The organism is Bradyrhizobium sp. 930_D9_N1_4 (assembly GCF_052076015.1).
Taxonomy (GTDB): Bacteria; Pseudomonadota; Alphaproteobacteria; order Rhizobiales; family Xanthobacteraceae; genus Bradyrhizobium.
In genome coordinates this window covers 6,819,782-6,834,427 of record NZ_CP197236.1, presented here as the reverse complement: position 1 = coordinate 6,834,427, position 14,646 = coordinate 6,819,782, and the positions used below count along the sequence as shown (strand labels likewise).

The window sequence follows — 14,646 nt, the reverse complement described above, 5'->3', positions numbered from 1 at the left end:
ATTGGAGAACGACAATGCGACTCGTGAGCTATCTCGTGGACGGAGAGCCGCGCTATGGCGCTGCCGTTGATGGCGGTGTCGTCGATCTGACCAAGCGCATCGGCCGCGACTATTCCGACGTCAAGGCGCTGATTGCGGCCGGTGCGCTTGCCGAGGCGCAGGAGGCGGTGGCCGGCGCGACGCCCGACTACGCGCTGGACAAGCTCGTCCTGCTGCCGCCGGTGCTGGCGCCGGAAAAGCTCTGGTGCATCGGCGTCAACTACGCCGAGCGCAACGCCGAATATAAAGACAATTCCGACCTGCCCAAATATCCGAGCCTGTTCGTGCGCAGCATGTCGTCGATGACCGGCTCCGGCCAGCCGCTCGAGAAACCTGATGTCTCCGAGCAGCTCGACTACGAAGGCGAGCTCGTGATCGTGATCGGGCAGGGCGGCCGTCACATCCCGCGCGAGAAGGCTTTTTCGCACATCTTCGGTATGACCTTGTGCAACGAGGGCACGATCCGCGACTGGCTGCGCCACGGCAAGTTCAACGTCACGCAAGGCAAGAATTTCGACCGCTCCGGCAGCATCGGTCCCTGGCTCGTGACGGCCGACGAACTCGATCCGCGAGGTCCGCACGACATCGTCACGCGCGTGAACGGCGAGGTGCGGCAGCAGGACACGACCGAGCGCCTGATGTTCCCGTTCGACTTCCTGATCTCCTATCTCTCCACCTTCGCGACGCTCAAGCCCGGCGACATGATCGTGACGGGGACGCCGACGGGGGCGGGCGTCCGCTTCGATCCTCCGCGCTGGCTCAAGGTGGGCGATGTCGTCGAGGTCGAGTCCAGCCGCATCGGCGTGCTGCGCAACGTCGTCGCCGCGGAGCAGTAATCATGCTGGATGCCGCCACGATCGAACGCCTTGCCGCGCGCCTGGACGAGGCCGAGCGCACCAAGTCTCTGATTTCGATGTTCACCAAGGACTATCCCGATTTCAGCATCGAGGATGCCTATGCCGTCCAGCGCGCCTGGACGACGCTCCAGCTCGGGCGCGGCCGGGTCATCAAGGGCCACAAGATCGGCCTGACCTCGAAGGCGATGCAGAACGCGGTCGGCATCTCCGAGCCCGATTACGGCGTGCTGTTCGCGGACATGTTCTATGCCGACGCGACGCCGATCCCGTTCGACCGCTTCCACGCGCCGCGCATCGAGGTCGAGCTCGCCTTCGTGCTGAAGGCGCCGCTGCGCGGTCCCGACTGCACCATCTTCGACGTGCTCAACGCCACCGACTATGTCACGCCCGCGCTCGAGATCCTGGAAACGCGGATGCATCGTGTCGATCCCGAGACGGGCAAGCCGCGAAAGGTCATGGACACGATCTCGGACAACGCCGCGAACGCCGCGCTGGTGCTCGGCGGCCGCCCGTTCCGCCCGATGGATGCCGATCTGCGCTGGATCGGCGCGCTGCTGTTCCGCAACGGCGAGGTCGAGGAAACCGGCCTTGCGGCCGGCGTGCTCAACCATCCCGCCAACGGTATCGCCTGGCTCGCCAACCGCCTCGCGCCGCATGACGAATATCTTGGGGCTGGCGAGGTGGTGCTGGCGGGATCGTTCACGCGTCCGGTCGACATCCGCCGCGGCGACACCTTCCATGCCGATTACGGCGCGTTCGGCTCGGTGTCGTGCCAGTTCGTCTGAATCAACAATAAAAGGGAGCGCACCATGGCAAGTCAAACGCGGCGCAAGAGCATCCATATCGGCGGCTTCAAGCACGCCAACCCGATCCCGAACGCCTGCCGCATCGGCAATCTCGTGATATCAGGCGTCATCCTCGGCCGCGATGCGGCCGGCGTGATGCCGGAGAGCCTCGACGCGCAATGCGCCAACATGTTCGCGCATATGAAGGCGACGGTAGAGGCCGCCGGTGGCACCACGGACGACATCATCAAGATGACGGTCTGGCTGAAGGACCGCACGCAGCGCGGCCCCGTCAATGTCGAATGGCTCAAGATGTTTCCGGACGAGCATTCGTGCCCGGCGCGCCACGCGCTGCCGATGGACACCATGGACGGCGGCGCGCTGGTGCAGTGCGACTTCACCGCCGTGATCGACTGAAGGAGCCCTGGGCATGCCGACCTATCTGCCGTTCGATCCCAATCCGCGCCGCCCGGTCAAGGCGCCACCGCCGAAGACCGTCGACAGCCAGTTTCACGTGCTGGGGCCGATCGACAAATATCCGGAGCGTCCGGGTGCGGCCTATCGGATGCCGAGCGCGACGTGGGAAGCGGCGCTGCGCGTGCACAAGGCGCTCGGCATCGAGCGCGGCATCATCGTGCAGACCACGACCTACGGCGCTGATCATTCCGTCGTGCTCGACGGCCTCGCCGCGATGGGCCCGAACTATCGCGGCTGCGCCAACGCGCTGGTGTTCGCGGAGGCGAACGATTCCTATCTCTCAAAACTGCATGACGCCGGCGTGCGCGGCGCGCGCTTCAGTTTTCGTCAGGAGCTCGGCGCGGTGCTGTCGGATGCCGATTTCGCCCGCGCCATCGCGCGCATCCGCGAGCTCGGCTGGTATGTGAAGATCCAGCCGGAGAAGGACGGCATCGTCTCCAGCGTCGCCAAATACGAGAATCTCGACGTGCCCGTGCTGATCGATCACATGGCGCGGCCCGAGCCTTCGCGCGGCAAGGACGATCCGAATTTGCGCAAGATGCTGGAGCTGCTCGCCAAGGGCAATTTCTGGGTGATGCTCTCGCTCGGTGAGAAGACTTCGCAAGCCGGCCCGCCCTACGACGACGTGATCCCGATCGCGCGCACCTATATCGAGGCCGCCATCGACCGCTGCGTCTGGGCCAGCGACTGGCCGCATCCGGTTTCCGTCAAGCAGCCGCCCAACGATGCCGATCTGCTCGAGCTGATGTTCCGCTTCGCGCCCGACCAGGCGGAGCTGGAGAAGATCCTGGTGCACAATCCGGCAAAACTGTTCGGGTTTCCGGATTAATCTCTCCTCGTCGTTGCGAGGAGCGAAGCGACGAAGCAATCCAGACGATTTCCACAGAGACAGCCTGGATTGCTTCGCTTCGCTCGCAATGACGGATAGGACCCGCATTAACCCTTCAGTAACACCCGCGACACTCCACGGCGATTTCGCGGCGTAACTACGTTCTTAACGAATTGCCTCTAATTTGCGCATGCCCACCTCCCGGCGGCCTGCGCCCTGATTCGCGTGTGCGCCGCCCAGCAACACCGAAGAGGCAGAATGCCGGCTCTCAAGAACCTGTTCTTGCTGCGCTCGATCGGCGCCAAGCTCGCCCTCATGACATTGGTCGGCGCGATCTGCATGGCGCTGGTCGCCTCGACCGTGCTGTGGATCGCCCGGGGCCAGCTCGTCACCGAGCGCATCGAAAAGGCGCATGCCGCGGTCGATATCGTCTGGAATTTGGCCGACGGCTATTACAAGGCCTTCAAGGCCGGGCAGATGACCGAGGAGGAAGCCAGGAAGCGTTTCCTCGAAGCCAATAATTTCGTCTGGTACGAAGACCACAGCAACTACGCCTATATCTACGATTACGAGACCGGCCTCTGTGTGTCCAATCCCGGCATTCCGCAATTCGTCGGCAAGGACATGCGTCCGAACAAGGACGCCAACGGCATGCTGTTCGCCGTCGCGCTGATGGATATCGCGAAGAAGGGCCAGGGCACGCTGCGCTATTCCTTCCGCCGCAGTGGTGCCGATGCCACGCCGCTCGACAAGGTCGCCTTCACGCGCGGCTTTGCGCCGTGGAATCTGATGATCGGCTCGGCCGAATACATGTCGGAGGTCGACAATTCCTTCTGGTCGATGGTGCAGACCGCGTCCGTGGTCATTGCCGTGCTGATGCTGATCTCGATCATGATTGCTTGGGCCGTCGGCCGCAGCGTGGTGAAGCCGCTGACGGGGCTGAGGGAGCGCATGGCCTCGCTGAGCGAAGGCCAGCTTGACGCGCCCGTCGCGCATGCCGATCGCCGCGACGAGATCGGCGAGATGGCGCGCACCGTCCAGGTGTTCCGCGACGCCATGCTGGAGACCAATCGCATGCGCGAGGCGCAGGCGGTCACCGAGCAGCGCCAGGGTGAGGCGCGCAAGGTCGACATGAACCGGCTTGCGGATCAGTTCGAGCGCGAGGTCGGCGAGATCATCGAGCTGGTGTCGGTTGCCGCGAGCCAGCTCGAGACATCGTCGACGACGCTCTCCAAGACCGCCGACACCGTCGCGCAGGTCTCGGGCCGCGCCTCCACGGCGTCGGGCGAGGCGTCCGCGAACGTCCATTCCGTGGCCGCCGCGAGTGAGGAGCTTGCCTCCTCGATCGGCGAGATCAGCCGCCAGGTCGAGAGCTCGGCGCGGATCGCCGGCGAGGCCGTCAACCAGGCGCAAAAGACCGACGCGCGCATGAGCGAGCTGTCGCAGGCGGCCAGCCGCATCGGCGACGTCGTCGATCTCATCCAGACCATCGCGGGCCAGACCAACCTCCTGGCACTGAACGCGACCATCGAGGCCGCGCGTGCCGGCGAGGCAGGCCGCGGCTTTGCCGTGGTGGCGTCCGAAGTGAAATCGCTCGCCGAGCAGACCGCGAAGGCGACCGACGAGATCAGCCAGCAGATCAACGACATCCAGTCGGCGACGCGGGATTCGGTCGCTGCGATCAAGGAGATCGGCACGACCATCGGCCGCATCTCGGAAATCTCGGCTGCGATCACGACCTCGGTCGAGCAGCAGGGCTCTGCGACGCAGGAGATCTCCCGCAACGTGCAGCGCGCTGCCGCAGGTACCTCCCAGGTCGAGGCCAGCATCGCCGACGTCCAGCGTGGCGCCTCCGAGACCGGCGGTGCGTCCGCGCAGGTGCAGTCGGCCGCGCAATCGCTTGCCACCGAGAGCACGCGCCTCAAGCGCGGCGTCGCCGGCTTCATGAACTCGATCCGGGCGGCGTGACGCGCTGGCGTCACGCTCCAGCTGTCTGATACTGTCCGGGGCAGATAAGCGGTGGGCAGGGGGCAATCATGCAGGGATGGACCACGCGGCTGGCTGTTGCGCTCCTCGTCCTGCCGGTGATGGCCTCAAGCGGGACGTCGGCTGCGCCGGCGCCGCTGCGCGGCATCTCCGTCGATCTGTCATGGACGGACAATAGAACGGAAAAATTCCTGGACACCGGCGAGGAGAGGCCCGGCTACCAGACCTCCCAGGTCCAGCTTTACATCAGCGATCAGGGCCGCTTCTTCAGCCGCTTCAACAGGGTCGCGAAAGGCAACAACAACCGCCTGGTCAATTCAGCCGTGTCGGGCGAGGGAAAGTCGGTGCTGAACTGGCGTTTCGAGGGACGCAGCGTCGCTGCCGACCAGCGGTTTGCAGGCTCGGGCGCAAGGCGCATCGTCGTCTCGTTCGGCGACGACGCGTCCTCCTGCTCGCTCCGTGTCATTCACGGCAAGGAAGGCAGCGCGCCGATCCGCTACCCCGGGCTGACGTCGCGTCGGCCGATCGAGCTGATCCGCATCGAGGTGACCAACACCTCCTGCCAGGTTCGCCAGGGCAATGTGTTCGGCCAGTGATCACACGGCCGGCTGCGCCGCCAGCCTGTCGCGCACCCCGGCGGCGATCTCGAACGAGCGCAGCCGCGCGGTGTGGTCGTAGATCTGCCCTGTGGTCATCAGCTCGTCCGCCCCGGTCTCGGCGATCAGCGCCTTGAGCCTTTCCTCGATCACCGCAGGCGAGCCGACGGCCGAGCAGGACAGCGACTGGCCGACCATGGCCTTCTCGGCCGGCGACCACAGCGCATCCATGTCGTCGACCGGCGGCGGCAGCGGGCCGGGCGTGCCGCGGCGCAGATTGATGAACTGCTGCTGCAGCGAGGAGAACATGCGCCGCGCCTCCGCGTCGCTGTCGGCGGCGAACACGTTGACGCCGACGATCGCATAGGGCTTGTCGAGCTGCGCCGACGGCTCGAACCGCGCGCGGTATTCGCGCAGCGCCGGCATCATCATCTGCGGCGCGAAATGCGAGGCGAACGCAAACGGCAGTCCGAGCATCGCGGCAAGCTGGGCGCCGAAGGTGCTGGAGCCGAGGATCCAGAGCGGCACCTTCGTCCCCATGCCGGGCACGGCGCGGATGGTCTGGTTCGGCTGGACGTCGCCGAGGAGGGCCTGCAACTCCAGCACGTCATGCGGAAAATTTTCGGAGCTGGTGGCGAGGTCGCGTCGCAGTGCCTTTGCCGTGAACTGGTCGGTGCCCGGCGCACGCCCGAGCCCGAGATCGATCCGCCCCGGATACAGCGATTCCAGCGTGCCGAACTGCTCGGCGATGACCAGCGGCGAATGGTTCGGCAACATGATCCCGCCCGATCCGACGCGGATCGTCTTCGTTCCGCCCGCGATGTGCCCGATCACCACGGATGTCGCGGCGCTCGCGATCCCCGTCATGTTGTGATGCTCGGCGAGCCAGAACCGCTTGAAGCCCCAGCCCTCGGCATGCTGCGCCAGATCGAGCGAATTGCGAAACGCCTGCGATGCGTCGCCACCCCTGCGGATGGGCGCGAGATCGAGCACGGAAAAGGGGATCATGAATGGCTACCGGAGTGGAGGGTTCTGCGGGTCTGAGAGAATGACATGTAATGTCAACCCGCAGGATGGGTAGAGCACTCGCGAAACCCATCATGTTTCGCCATCCAAAGGGGACTTCGATGGGTTTCGTTTCGCTCGACCCATTCCACGGCGCCGCCTGCCCCCTTCACAACACCGTTATTGCGACTGGTGGCGCCCTTCGTCTCAACTGGGCGTGTGGCGCTTGTTGTTGTACCCTGTCCCAAACCACTGCTCCGTCGCCAGGAGGAACCGACATGACCACCGTCGTCTTCAACCGCCGCAACCTCCTCGCCGCGGGTGGCTCCATTCTGGCAGCCGGAGCATCCGGCCTGCTGCTGCCGGCCCGCGCGAACGGCCTCGCGCCGACCGAGTCGATGTCGGGCGGCGCCAACAACTACCGCAAGGGCGCGGCGACCGTGGACCGGATCGGCAAGGGCGGCTTCTGGATGAGCGGCACCGTGCGCCGCGCCGGTGACGGGGCTCCGCTCGCTGGCCAGCGCATCCAGATCTGGGCGCATACGACCGAAGGCCAGGAGCACGAGCCGCAGAGCCATGGCGCCACGCTCACCGACAAGGACGGAAAATTCCGTCTCGAAATGCCGCAGATCATTCCGATCTTCGGCCAGCCGCATGGCCACCTCGCCTATGACAGCGGTGAATTCAAAACCGTCTTCCTGCGGCCGGTGATGCGCAGCGCCAAGGAAACCAGCCTCGAGGCGCACTTCGTGCTTCAGCCGGCCTGAGCGAACCAGCGAATGACGGGGTGGAAATCGGCCCGGGTGACTCTGATCTGGGCCGCCCTTGCTCTGGCCATTGGCGTGCCGATCGCCGTCGCCGCAACGAGCGAACAACTCGCATGGCGCGGTCCGGTCTACATCCTCGCCGGATTCGCCGGGATCGTTGCCCTCGGTCTCGTGCTCGTTCAGCCCCTGCTGATTGGCGGATATCTCCCGGGATTTTCGGCTTATCGCGGCCGGCGCGCCCATCACTGGATCGGCGCCGCGCTTGCTCTGGCGATCGTGATCCACGTCGCCGGTCTCTGGATCACCAGCCCGCCCGATATGATCGATGCGCTGACCTACACCTCGCCGACGCCGTTCTCTCCCTTCGGCGTGACCGCGATGTGGGCCATCTTCATCGTTGCGCTTCTGGCGGCGTTGCGCCGCCGATTGGGGCTGCGGCTGCGAACCTGGCGCATCATCCATCTTCCGCTGGCGATCGTCATCGTCGCAGGTAGCGTGATCCATTGTCTGCTGATCGAGGGCACGATGGAGACGATCTCGAAGGCGGCGCTGTGTGCGCTTGTGCTCGCGGCAACCGTCAAGGTGATGGTTGATCTGCAAGTGTGGCGCAAACGAAGGGCGCTGCGCGGCGAGAGTTCGTAGCCCGGCCATGAGCGATGGATACGAGAGTGAGAGCCTCTCACCGCGTCATTGCGAGGCGCAAAGCGACGAAGCAATCCAGACTGTCGCTGCAGAACTATTCTGGATTGCTTCGCTCCGCTCGCAATGACGGAACTCGCCGCCTTGCTTGCCGCAAATAGCCATGAAGCGTATCTTCGCTCAATGGTTGTCAGTGCCCCCGATCTGAAAGCGTTCCTGCTCGCGACGCCGTTCTTCGGCGGCCTTCCGGACACCAGTCTCGACCTGCTGATGTCGATGCTGAGCGAACGCCGCTTCGATGCCGGCGCGACCGTCGTGGCGGAAGGCGAGCCGGGACGCTCGATGTTCATCGTCGAATCCGGCCGGCTGGCGGTGAGCAAACGGGCGCATGCGGGGAGCGTCATCCCGATCTCCGTTCTGGAACCCGGCGATTTCTTCGGTGAAATGTCGCTGATCGAAATGCAGAATCGCTCCGCGACGGTGGTCGCGGAGAGCCCGACGGTGCTGTACGAGCTGACCGCACAGGATCTCTATGCCTGCTACAAAGCCGACATCCACGCCTACGTGATCGTCCTGCAAAACATCAATCGCGAGCTTTGCCGGCGGCTGCGCCGGGCCGACGATCGGTTTGCTGCACGTCAGGCGGGTAACGACAATTGACGATGCGTCGAGCGTAGGATGGGTAGAGCGCAGCGAAACCCATCATGTCTCGGCATAACAAGCTCTCGATGGGTTTCGCTGCGCTCTACCCATCCTACAGGCCGTCTCGTCGTCACGGCTACAGCAGCGCCATCGAGTGCAGCGAGTTTCTATGAAAGCCGAAGGCAACCAGGCCGGAGAGAAGCAGTGCAGTTCCAGCCACGATCAGGCAACACGCAAGCACGATGGGAGCCTCTTGTTCGTCACGAATGACGAAGACGATAATAGATAAAACTTTACCGACAATCGAAAGGAAGAATTAACCTTACTCGCGCCGCCGACCAGTCAGGAACCGCGGCATCTGGTTGTCAGGCGGCAGGCTTGTGTTCGCCGCGCACGCTGATTTGCCCGTCGGGCAAAACACCCAGCCCCCGTCAATCCTGGTTCGCAAAAATATTCCACTTTACCGAAATTCGGAATTGCGGCATTCTCCCCGCCATCCCGACCTCTCGGAGAGGGGCGATCGTACGTCGTGTCGAACGTGGGTCGGGGTGCGGTGGACGCGGCAGCGCCGGGCAGGGAATGCGGGACCAGGGCGAGATGAACCTCGTGAGGTCCCCGGCTCTCAGCGGAACGGACGGCGCCGAAGTCTGGCAAATCCTTTGAGTCCAAGCCGGCGTGTCCGGCGAAGCCTCTTGGCGAAGCCGGAAGCTGCGTACGGCGAAAGCGCGTGGTCCTGACCGTCGTTGCTACGGTCAAGCCTTGCGGAGATGGATCGGGGCTCTACCGGGTTTCGAGACATCGCCAATTCGCGAGGCGACGGAGGCCAGAAGGAACTCGGCTCCGGGGAGAGCGCGTATAAGCCGTCAACCCATCGCGCAGGGAAGGCCGAGTGTTCGGCGTCACCTGTATGCTGCTGTGCGGTTTCCTTGCGCACCACATTCGCGCAGTGGACCGCGGGTGCCCGCCGGCACCCGGTCTTCCCTGCGCCCTCTTCAAAGAAGCGGGCAAAGGTGATTCGCAAAACTCGGGCGATTTGCGCCGCGAGAATGCCGCTTCGTGCGTGATTTGAGAATCGTGCTGCCGACAGGGGTGATGGAGACGCGCAGACGCGTGTCGCTCAAAATCCACACGGCATTCAAAATCTCCAGCTCATGTGCCTCAAACAGTCGCATCCGCGGGTGCGATGTCTTTGCGCGCGTCCGGCGAGGTTCCATAGTGTCAGCAGATGATTTGCAACCGAGGGGCGGGTATCAAATGACAGCGCGCAAATGTTTTATCGTGGCAGCAGGCTTGATGATTACGGGCGCTGCGCATGCCGAGGACGTGCCGTCCAACGCCGAACTGTTTCGCATGCTGAAAGCGCAGCAGCAGACCATTTCGGAGCTGCGCGCCGAATTGAAGCAGGCGAAGCAGGAGCGGCGCACTGCGACTCCAACCGAAGCTCGCGCGGCTGCATCGCCAGCCGGGCGCGACGCCGCGAGGGAGACGGTGGCGGCAGCCCCGCCCGCGCAGGCCTATGCGATGTACAACAAGGGCCCCGCGGTCGTGCCGGCGCGCAACGGCGGCGCCTATGTCGGCGTTTTCGGTGGCGGCGGCAGTCGCGGCGGTACCGACGTCAGCCAGCTCGGCACCGTCTTTTTCATCGAGGCCGCCGGCGGCCCCCTGGCCGTCGATGCCTCGGGGCGGACCAGCAGCGGTGGTGTCGGGTTCGGTGGCGCGCATCTCGGTTATGAATGGTCGTATGGCGCGTATGTGCGGCCCGCGCTGGAGATCGAAGGTTTCTATCTGGCCGGCAACCAGCCGCGCGCGACGCTGGTGAACCCCACGGACCGGCTTGCCGAACACTCCTTCGACACGACTTTCCCGATGCGCACCACGGTGCTTCTGGCGAACATGGTTGTCGGCTTCAACACGCCCTATCAAGGTATCACGCCCTATGTCGGCGGCGGCATCGGCGCCGCCAACGTCTCCATCAACGGCGCGACGTCCACCCAGACCGACCCGGTCGAGCCTGGCGTCAATCACTTCAACGCACGGCCGGATTCCTCGGCCTGGACCTTTGCGGCACAGGCCAAGGCGGGTGCGCGCTTCGCCCTCGGCAACAGCGGCGCTTATTTGTTCGGCGAGTACCGCTATCTGTATATCGGCGACGTGAATCAGGTTTTCGGATCCACCGTGAGTCCCGGTCATGCTGCGACCAGCCCGTGGACGGCCAGCTTCGGCGGCACGTCCCACCATCTGGCGGCCGGCGGCATCGGCTTTGGTTTCTAGTTGACTTGAGCCTTGCGAGAACCGGCGAGGGGCGGATGACGCGTCCTGCCCCACCGGGGCCCCGCAAAAGGCTCTGCGGCGAGAACTGAAAACGGAAGAAGGCGATTTGCTGAAGGGAATGGTGCTGCCAGACAGGATTGAACTGTCGACCTCTCCATTACCAATGGAGTGCTCTACCACTGAGCTACGGCAGCATGTGCTGGGATGAGAATCGGCCGCCACGAGGGGCCTACCAAGCGGGCCGATATCTGCCACAAGCCCCCCTCCTGTGCAAGCTTGCAAGGCCGGTCAACATGAGAAAATCGAGGCGATATCAGGCCCAAAATGCCCGATTTGGCGCGAAACGCCCGACTTTCTACGGATTTGGGTCCTGATATCCCCCACCAACTGGCCAGTTGGCGGAGCGCTCGAATTCGGTCCATTTCGAGTTTCGCACGATCCGTTCGCGCGGGACCTCTTGAGCTGCCGTATTCCCTGGGCATGTTATCCCCGACCGCTGTAATGGACCCGTAATGGCCGACGAGAACGACAAGCGTGCGAGACAGGCGAGGGGATCCCGCGATGACCGCCTGAAATCGGCGCTGCGCGAGAACCTGAAGCGGCGAAAGCTGCAGGCGCGCGAACGCGCCGCAATGGATGAGCCCTCGCAGAACGAGGATGGTTCCCTAAATGAGGGGGCCGCCGACAAATCCGGCAGCTAGAATTTTTTGGAGTGCATGCAGTGGCAATCGGGCAGGACGAATCGCAACGGGCTGACAGCGACGCGCAGATGTCGCGGTTCACCCGCCCCGAACAGACCTTTCCGGCGCTGACACCGGCCGAGATCGAGCGTGTCAGGCATTTCGGCGAGGTGCGCAGCTACGCCGACGGCGAGTTCCTGTTCGAAACCGGCAAGCCGGGGCCGGGCATGTTCGTGGTGCTGAAGGGCCATGTCGCCATCACCCAGCGTGACGGGCTCGGTCATGTCACCCCGTTGATCGACCAGGGGCCGGGGCAATTTCTGGCCGAGCTCAGTCAGCTTTCGGGACAGCCGGCATTGGTCGACGGCCGCGCCGAAGGCGACGTCGAGACGCTGCTGTTGCCGCCGCACCGGCTGCGCGCGCTGCTGGTCGCCGAGGCCGAGCTCGGCGAGCGCATCATGCGCGCGCTGATCCTGCGCCGGGTCAATCTGCTCCAGGGCGGCGTCGGCGGCGTGGTGCTGATCGGTGCCTCGCATTCGGTCGGCGTCGTCCGCTTGCAGGGTTTCCTCACACGCAACGGCCAGCCGCATCATCTGCTCGATCCCGAGCACGACCGCGACGCCGCCGAAGTGATCGCGCGCTATTCGCCGAAGCCAGAGGACTGGCCGCTGGTCGTTGCTGCCAGCGGCGAGGTGCTGCGCAATCCCGGCGAGACCGAGGTCGCGCGCGCGATCGGCATGATCGGCGGCCCGAAAGACGGCCGGATCTACGATGTCGCGGTGGTCGGCTGCGGACCGGCGGGACTTGCCACCGCGGTCTATGCGGCCTCCGAAGGCTTGTCGGTCGCCGTGCTCGACATCCGCGCCTTCGGCGGCCAGGCCGGCGCCAGCGCGCGCATCGAAAACTATCTGGGCTTTCCGACCGGCATCTCCGGCCAGGCGCTGACCGCGCGCGCCTTCACCCAGGCGCAGAAATTCGGCGCCGACATCATGATTCCCGTCACGGTGAAATCGCTCGACTGCGCGCGCAAGGACGGCGCATTTTCGGTCGCGCTCGACGGCTGCGATCCCCTGCGCTCGCGTTCGGTCGTGGTCGCGAGCGGCGCGCGCTATCGCCGCCCTGAGATCGAGAACCTCGACACATTCGAGGGGCGCGGCGTCTGGTACTGGGCCTCACCGGTCGAGGCGAAGCTGTGTGCCGGCGAGGAAGTGGCCCTTGTCGGCGCCGGCAATTCAGCGGGGCAGGCGGCCGTGTTCCTGTCGGGCCATGCGAAGAAGGTGCTGATGATCATCCGCGGCGGCGGCCTGGGCGCCAGCATGTCGCGCTATCTCATCGAGCGCATCGAAGCGACGCCGAACATCGAATTGCTGTTCAACACCGAGATCACCGCGCTCGAAGGCGACGAAGCCTCGCTGCTGCGGCGGATCCGCTGGAAGAGCCGGCTGTCCGACGACGGGGATTTCGCCGATATCCGCAATCTGTTTCTGTTCGTCGGCGCCGATCCCGCCACCAACTGGCTCGACGGCTGCGGCGTCACGCTCGATCGCGGCGGCTTCGTCGTCACGGGCGCGCAGTCCGAGCTGAACCAGGGCCGGCTGGTGGCGCCGCTCGAGACCTCCGTGCCCGGCGTCTATGCCGTCGGCGATGTCCGCTCCGGCTCGGTCAAGCGCGTCGGCGGCGCCATCGGCGAGGGCGCGCAGGTCGTGGCCTCCCTGCATGGCTATCTCGGCGACGCCGCAAAACCGGCGCTTTAGAGCGAAGTGGATACCGGTTCGCGTAAAGAAAACGCGTCAAAACAAAAAGCTAGAGCCCGTTCCGATCCATTGGAACTGGGCTCAAGTCAAGGACAAGACAAGCAGATAGCAAGCCGATTATGGCTTGCTATCCTGACGTGTCCCACGGACTATTCCTGCGCCGCGAAGCCAATCGCACGTGGAAGAACAAAGAATTCACAAGGGAGGACTCAATGGCCGAACTCGTCGTGCTCTACAAGACGCCCAAAGACGCTGCCGCCTTCGACAAGCATTATGCCGAGACCCACATTCCGCTCGCCAAGAAGCTTCCGGGCCTGAAAAAATACGCCGTCAGCACCGGGGCGGTCGGCTCTCCCGCAGGCCCCTCCGGCATCCATCTCGTTGCCGTTCTCACCTTCGACAGCGTGGCCGACATCCAGAACGCATTCGGCAGCGAAGCCGGCAAGGCGGCCGCGGGCGACGTGCCGAAATTCGCCAGCGGCGGCGCCGACCTGCTGATCTTCGACACCAAGGAAGTGTGACCACGATTCGACTTTCGTCGAGGACTGCCGTTGTTTGTGACATCGGTGCAAATAATTCAGCCATGCGTTTGTCGATTCGCACGACAGCGCATGGCTGCACGCGAACGTGTGACGCGGGAGCATGTGGCAATCCGATGAGGACCGTAATATCAATCGACTGATCCCGGCGCCGAGAGTAGGAGAAATGACATGGTCCTTGGATTGAGCCTGCACACCTTCGTATTGGTCCATGTTGTCATCAGCCTGATCGGCATTGTCGCGGGCCTCGTCGTGATGTTTGGCCTGCTCGGCTCGAAGCCGATGCCGGGCCTCACCGCAATCTTCCTGCTGTTCACGATTCTCACCAGCGCGACCGGCTTTCCGATTCCGCCGCTTCTGACCGAAAAACTGCTGCCCTCGCACATCATCGGCATCATCTCGCTGGTGCTGCTTGCGATCGCCTGCTTCGCGCTCTATGGCCAGAAGCTCGCAGGCGTCTGGCGTCCGGTCTACATCGTCACCGCGATGATCTCGCTCTACTTCAATTGCTTCGTGCTGGTGATCCAGTCGTTCCTGAAAGTGCCGGCACTCGCCGCGCTCGCGCCCGCCGTGCCGCCGGCGCCGCCGGGAGGCCCCGTCTTCGCGGTGGTGCAGGGCATCGTGCTGGTATTCTTCGTGGTGCTGACCGTCGGCGCCTGGCGCCGTTACAAGCCGATGACGTTTGCCTGACCACACGAGCGCCGTCATTCCGGATCGATGCGCGGCATCGCATTCGGAATCCCGCATCACCATATCTGAAACATCGGTGCTCGTTCGTGC

Annotated in this window: 15 protein-coding genes and 1 tRNA gene; 14 read left to right on the top strand and 2 right to left on the bottom strand. The window is 64.4% G+C overall.

The features are described 5' to 3' along the window. The first annotated feature begins 14 nt into the window (after positions 1 to 14). The 6 genes from AB7532_RS32505 (at position 15) to AB7532_RS32480 (ending at position 5,569) form a co-directional block, all read left to right on the top strand. Positions 15 to 875, top strand: coding sequence for a fumarylacetoacetate hydrolase family protein (locus AB7532_RS32505; RefSeq protein WP_441238738.1), 861 nt, complete (start codon positions 15 to 17; stop codon positions 873 to 875). A 2-nt stretch (positions 876 to 877) separates the two neighbouring features. After that, positions 878 to 1,681, top strand: a complete 804-nt coding sequence (gene hpaH / locus AB7532_RS32500; protein WP_441238737.1) for a 2-oxo-hept-4-ene-1,7-dioate hydratase — start codon at positions 878 to 880, stop codon at positions 1,679 to 1,681. Between the two features lie 24 nt (positions 1,682 to 1,705). Continuing rightward, the gene (locus AB7532_RS32495) at positions 1,706 to 2,098 is read left to right on the top strand and encodes a RidA family protein (RefSeq protein WP_441238736.1); all 393 of its coding nucleotides are present in this window, start codon (positions 1,706 to 1,708) and stop codon (positions 2,096 to 2,098) included. 13 nt (positions 2,099 to 2,111) lie between these two features. Continuing rightward, the gene (locus AB7532_RS32490; RefSeq protein WP_441238735.1) at positions 2,112 to 2,987 is read left to right on the top strand and encodes an amidohydrolase family protein; all 876 of its coding nucleotides are present in this window, start codon (positions 2,112 to 2,114) and stop codon (positions 2,985 to 2,987) included. 258 nt (positions 2,988 to 3,245) lie between these two features. Then, on the top strand, positions 3,246 to 4,955 hold the full coding sequence (locus AB7532_RS32485) for a methyl-accepting chemotaxis protein (RefSeq protein ID WP_441238734.1): 1,710 nt from the start codon (positions 3,246 to 3,248) through the stop codon (positions 4,953 to 4,955). A 68-nt stretch (positions 4,956 to 5,023) separates the two neighbouring features. After that, entirely contained in the window at positions 5,024 to 5,569 is a 546-nt protein-coding gene (locus AB7532_RS32480; protein ID WP_441238733.1) for a hypothetical protein, read from the top strand. Here the strand turns inward: AB7532_RS32480 and AB7532_RS32475 are convergent, their stop codons facing one another. Beyond that, a complete protein-coding gene (locus AB7532_RS32475; protein WP_441238732.1) occupies positions 5,570 to 6,577 on the bottom strand; it encodes an LLM class flavin-dependent oxidoreductase in 1,008 nt (335 codons plus the stop codon). Positions 6,578 to 6,852: 275 nt separating this feature from the next. On the opposite strand from AB7532_RS32475, the gene AB7532_RS32470 reads away from it, so the two are divergent. The 4 genes from AB7532_RS32470 to AB7532_RS32455 all read left to right on the top strand — a co-directional run bounded on the left by AB7532_RS32470 (position 6,853) and on the right by AB7532_RS32455 (position 10,893). Next, complete coding sequence (locus AB7532_RS32470; RefSeq protein WP_441238731.1) at positions 6,853 to 7,341, top strand: Twin-arginine translocation pathway signal; 489 nt, start codon at positions 6,853 to 6,855, stop codon at positions 7,339 to 7,341. A 12-nt stretch (positions 7,342 to 7,353) separates the two neighbouring features. After that, positions 7,354 to 7,983, top strand: coding sequence for a ferric reductase-like transmembrane domain-containing protein (locus AB7532_RS32465; protein ID WP_441238730.1), 630 nt, complete (start codon positions 7,354 to 7,356; stop codon positions 7,981 to 7,983). Between the two features lie 180 nt (positions 7,984 to 8,163). Beyond that, positions 8,164 to 8,640, top strand: coding sequence for a Crp/Fnr family transcriptional regulator (locus AB7532_RS32460; RefSeq protein WP_441239400.1), 477 nt, complete (start codon positions 8,164 to 8,166; stop codon positions 8,638 to 8,640). Between the two features lie 1,275 nt (positions 8,641 to 9,915). Then, positions 9,916 to 10,893, top strand: coding sequence for an outer membrane protein (locus AB7532_RS32455; RefSeq protein ID WP_441238729.1), 978 nt, complete (start codon positions 9,916 to 9,918; stop codon positions 10,891 to 10,893). 119 nt (positions 10,894 to 11,012) lie between these two features. Here AB7532_RS32455 and AB7532_RS32450 read toward each other — a convergent pair. Further along, a tRNA-Thr gene (locus tag AB7532_RS32450) sits at positions 11,013 to 11,087 on the bottom strand. Between the two features lie 318 nt (positions 11,088 to 11,405). On the opposite strand from AB7532_RS32450, the gene AB7532_RS32445 reads away from it, so the two are divergent. From AB7532_RS32445 to AB7532_RS32430, 4 genes are all read left to right on the top strand, one after another. Beyond that, entirely contained in the window at positions 11,406 to 11,594 is a 189-nt protein-coding gene (locus tag AB7532_RS32445) for a hypothetical protein (RefSeq protein ID WP_441238728.1), read from the top strand. 68 nt (positions 11,595 to 11,662) lie between these two features. Continuing rightward, positions 11,663 to 13,327: an FAD-dependent oxidoreductase gene (locus AB7532_RS32440; protein WP_441238727.1), complete on the top strand. Its 1,665-nt coding sequence runs from the start codon at positions 11,663 to 11,665 to the stop codon at positions 13,325 to 13,327. A 212-nt stretch (positions 13,328 to 13,539) separates the two neighbouring features. Then, positions 13,540 to 13,848: an EthD family reductase gene (locus tag AB7532_RS32435; protein ID WP_441238726.1), complete on the top strand. Its 309-nt coding sequence runs from the start codon at positions 13,540 to 13,542 to the stop codon at positions 13,846 to 13,848. A 189-nt stretch (positions 13,849 to 14,037) separates the two neighbouring features. Next, positions 14,038 to 14,556 carry a hypothetical protein gene (locus tag AB7532_RS32430; RefSeq protein ID WP_441238725.1) on the top strand — a complete coding sequence of 173 codons (519 nt, stop codon included), beginning with the start codon at positions 14,038 to 14,040 and terminating at the stop codon, positions 14,554 to 14,556. Positions 14,557 to 14,646: the final 90 nt, after the last annotated feature.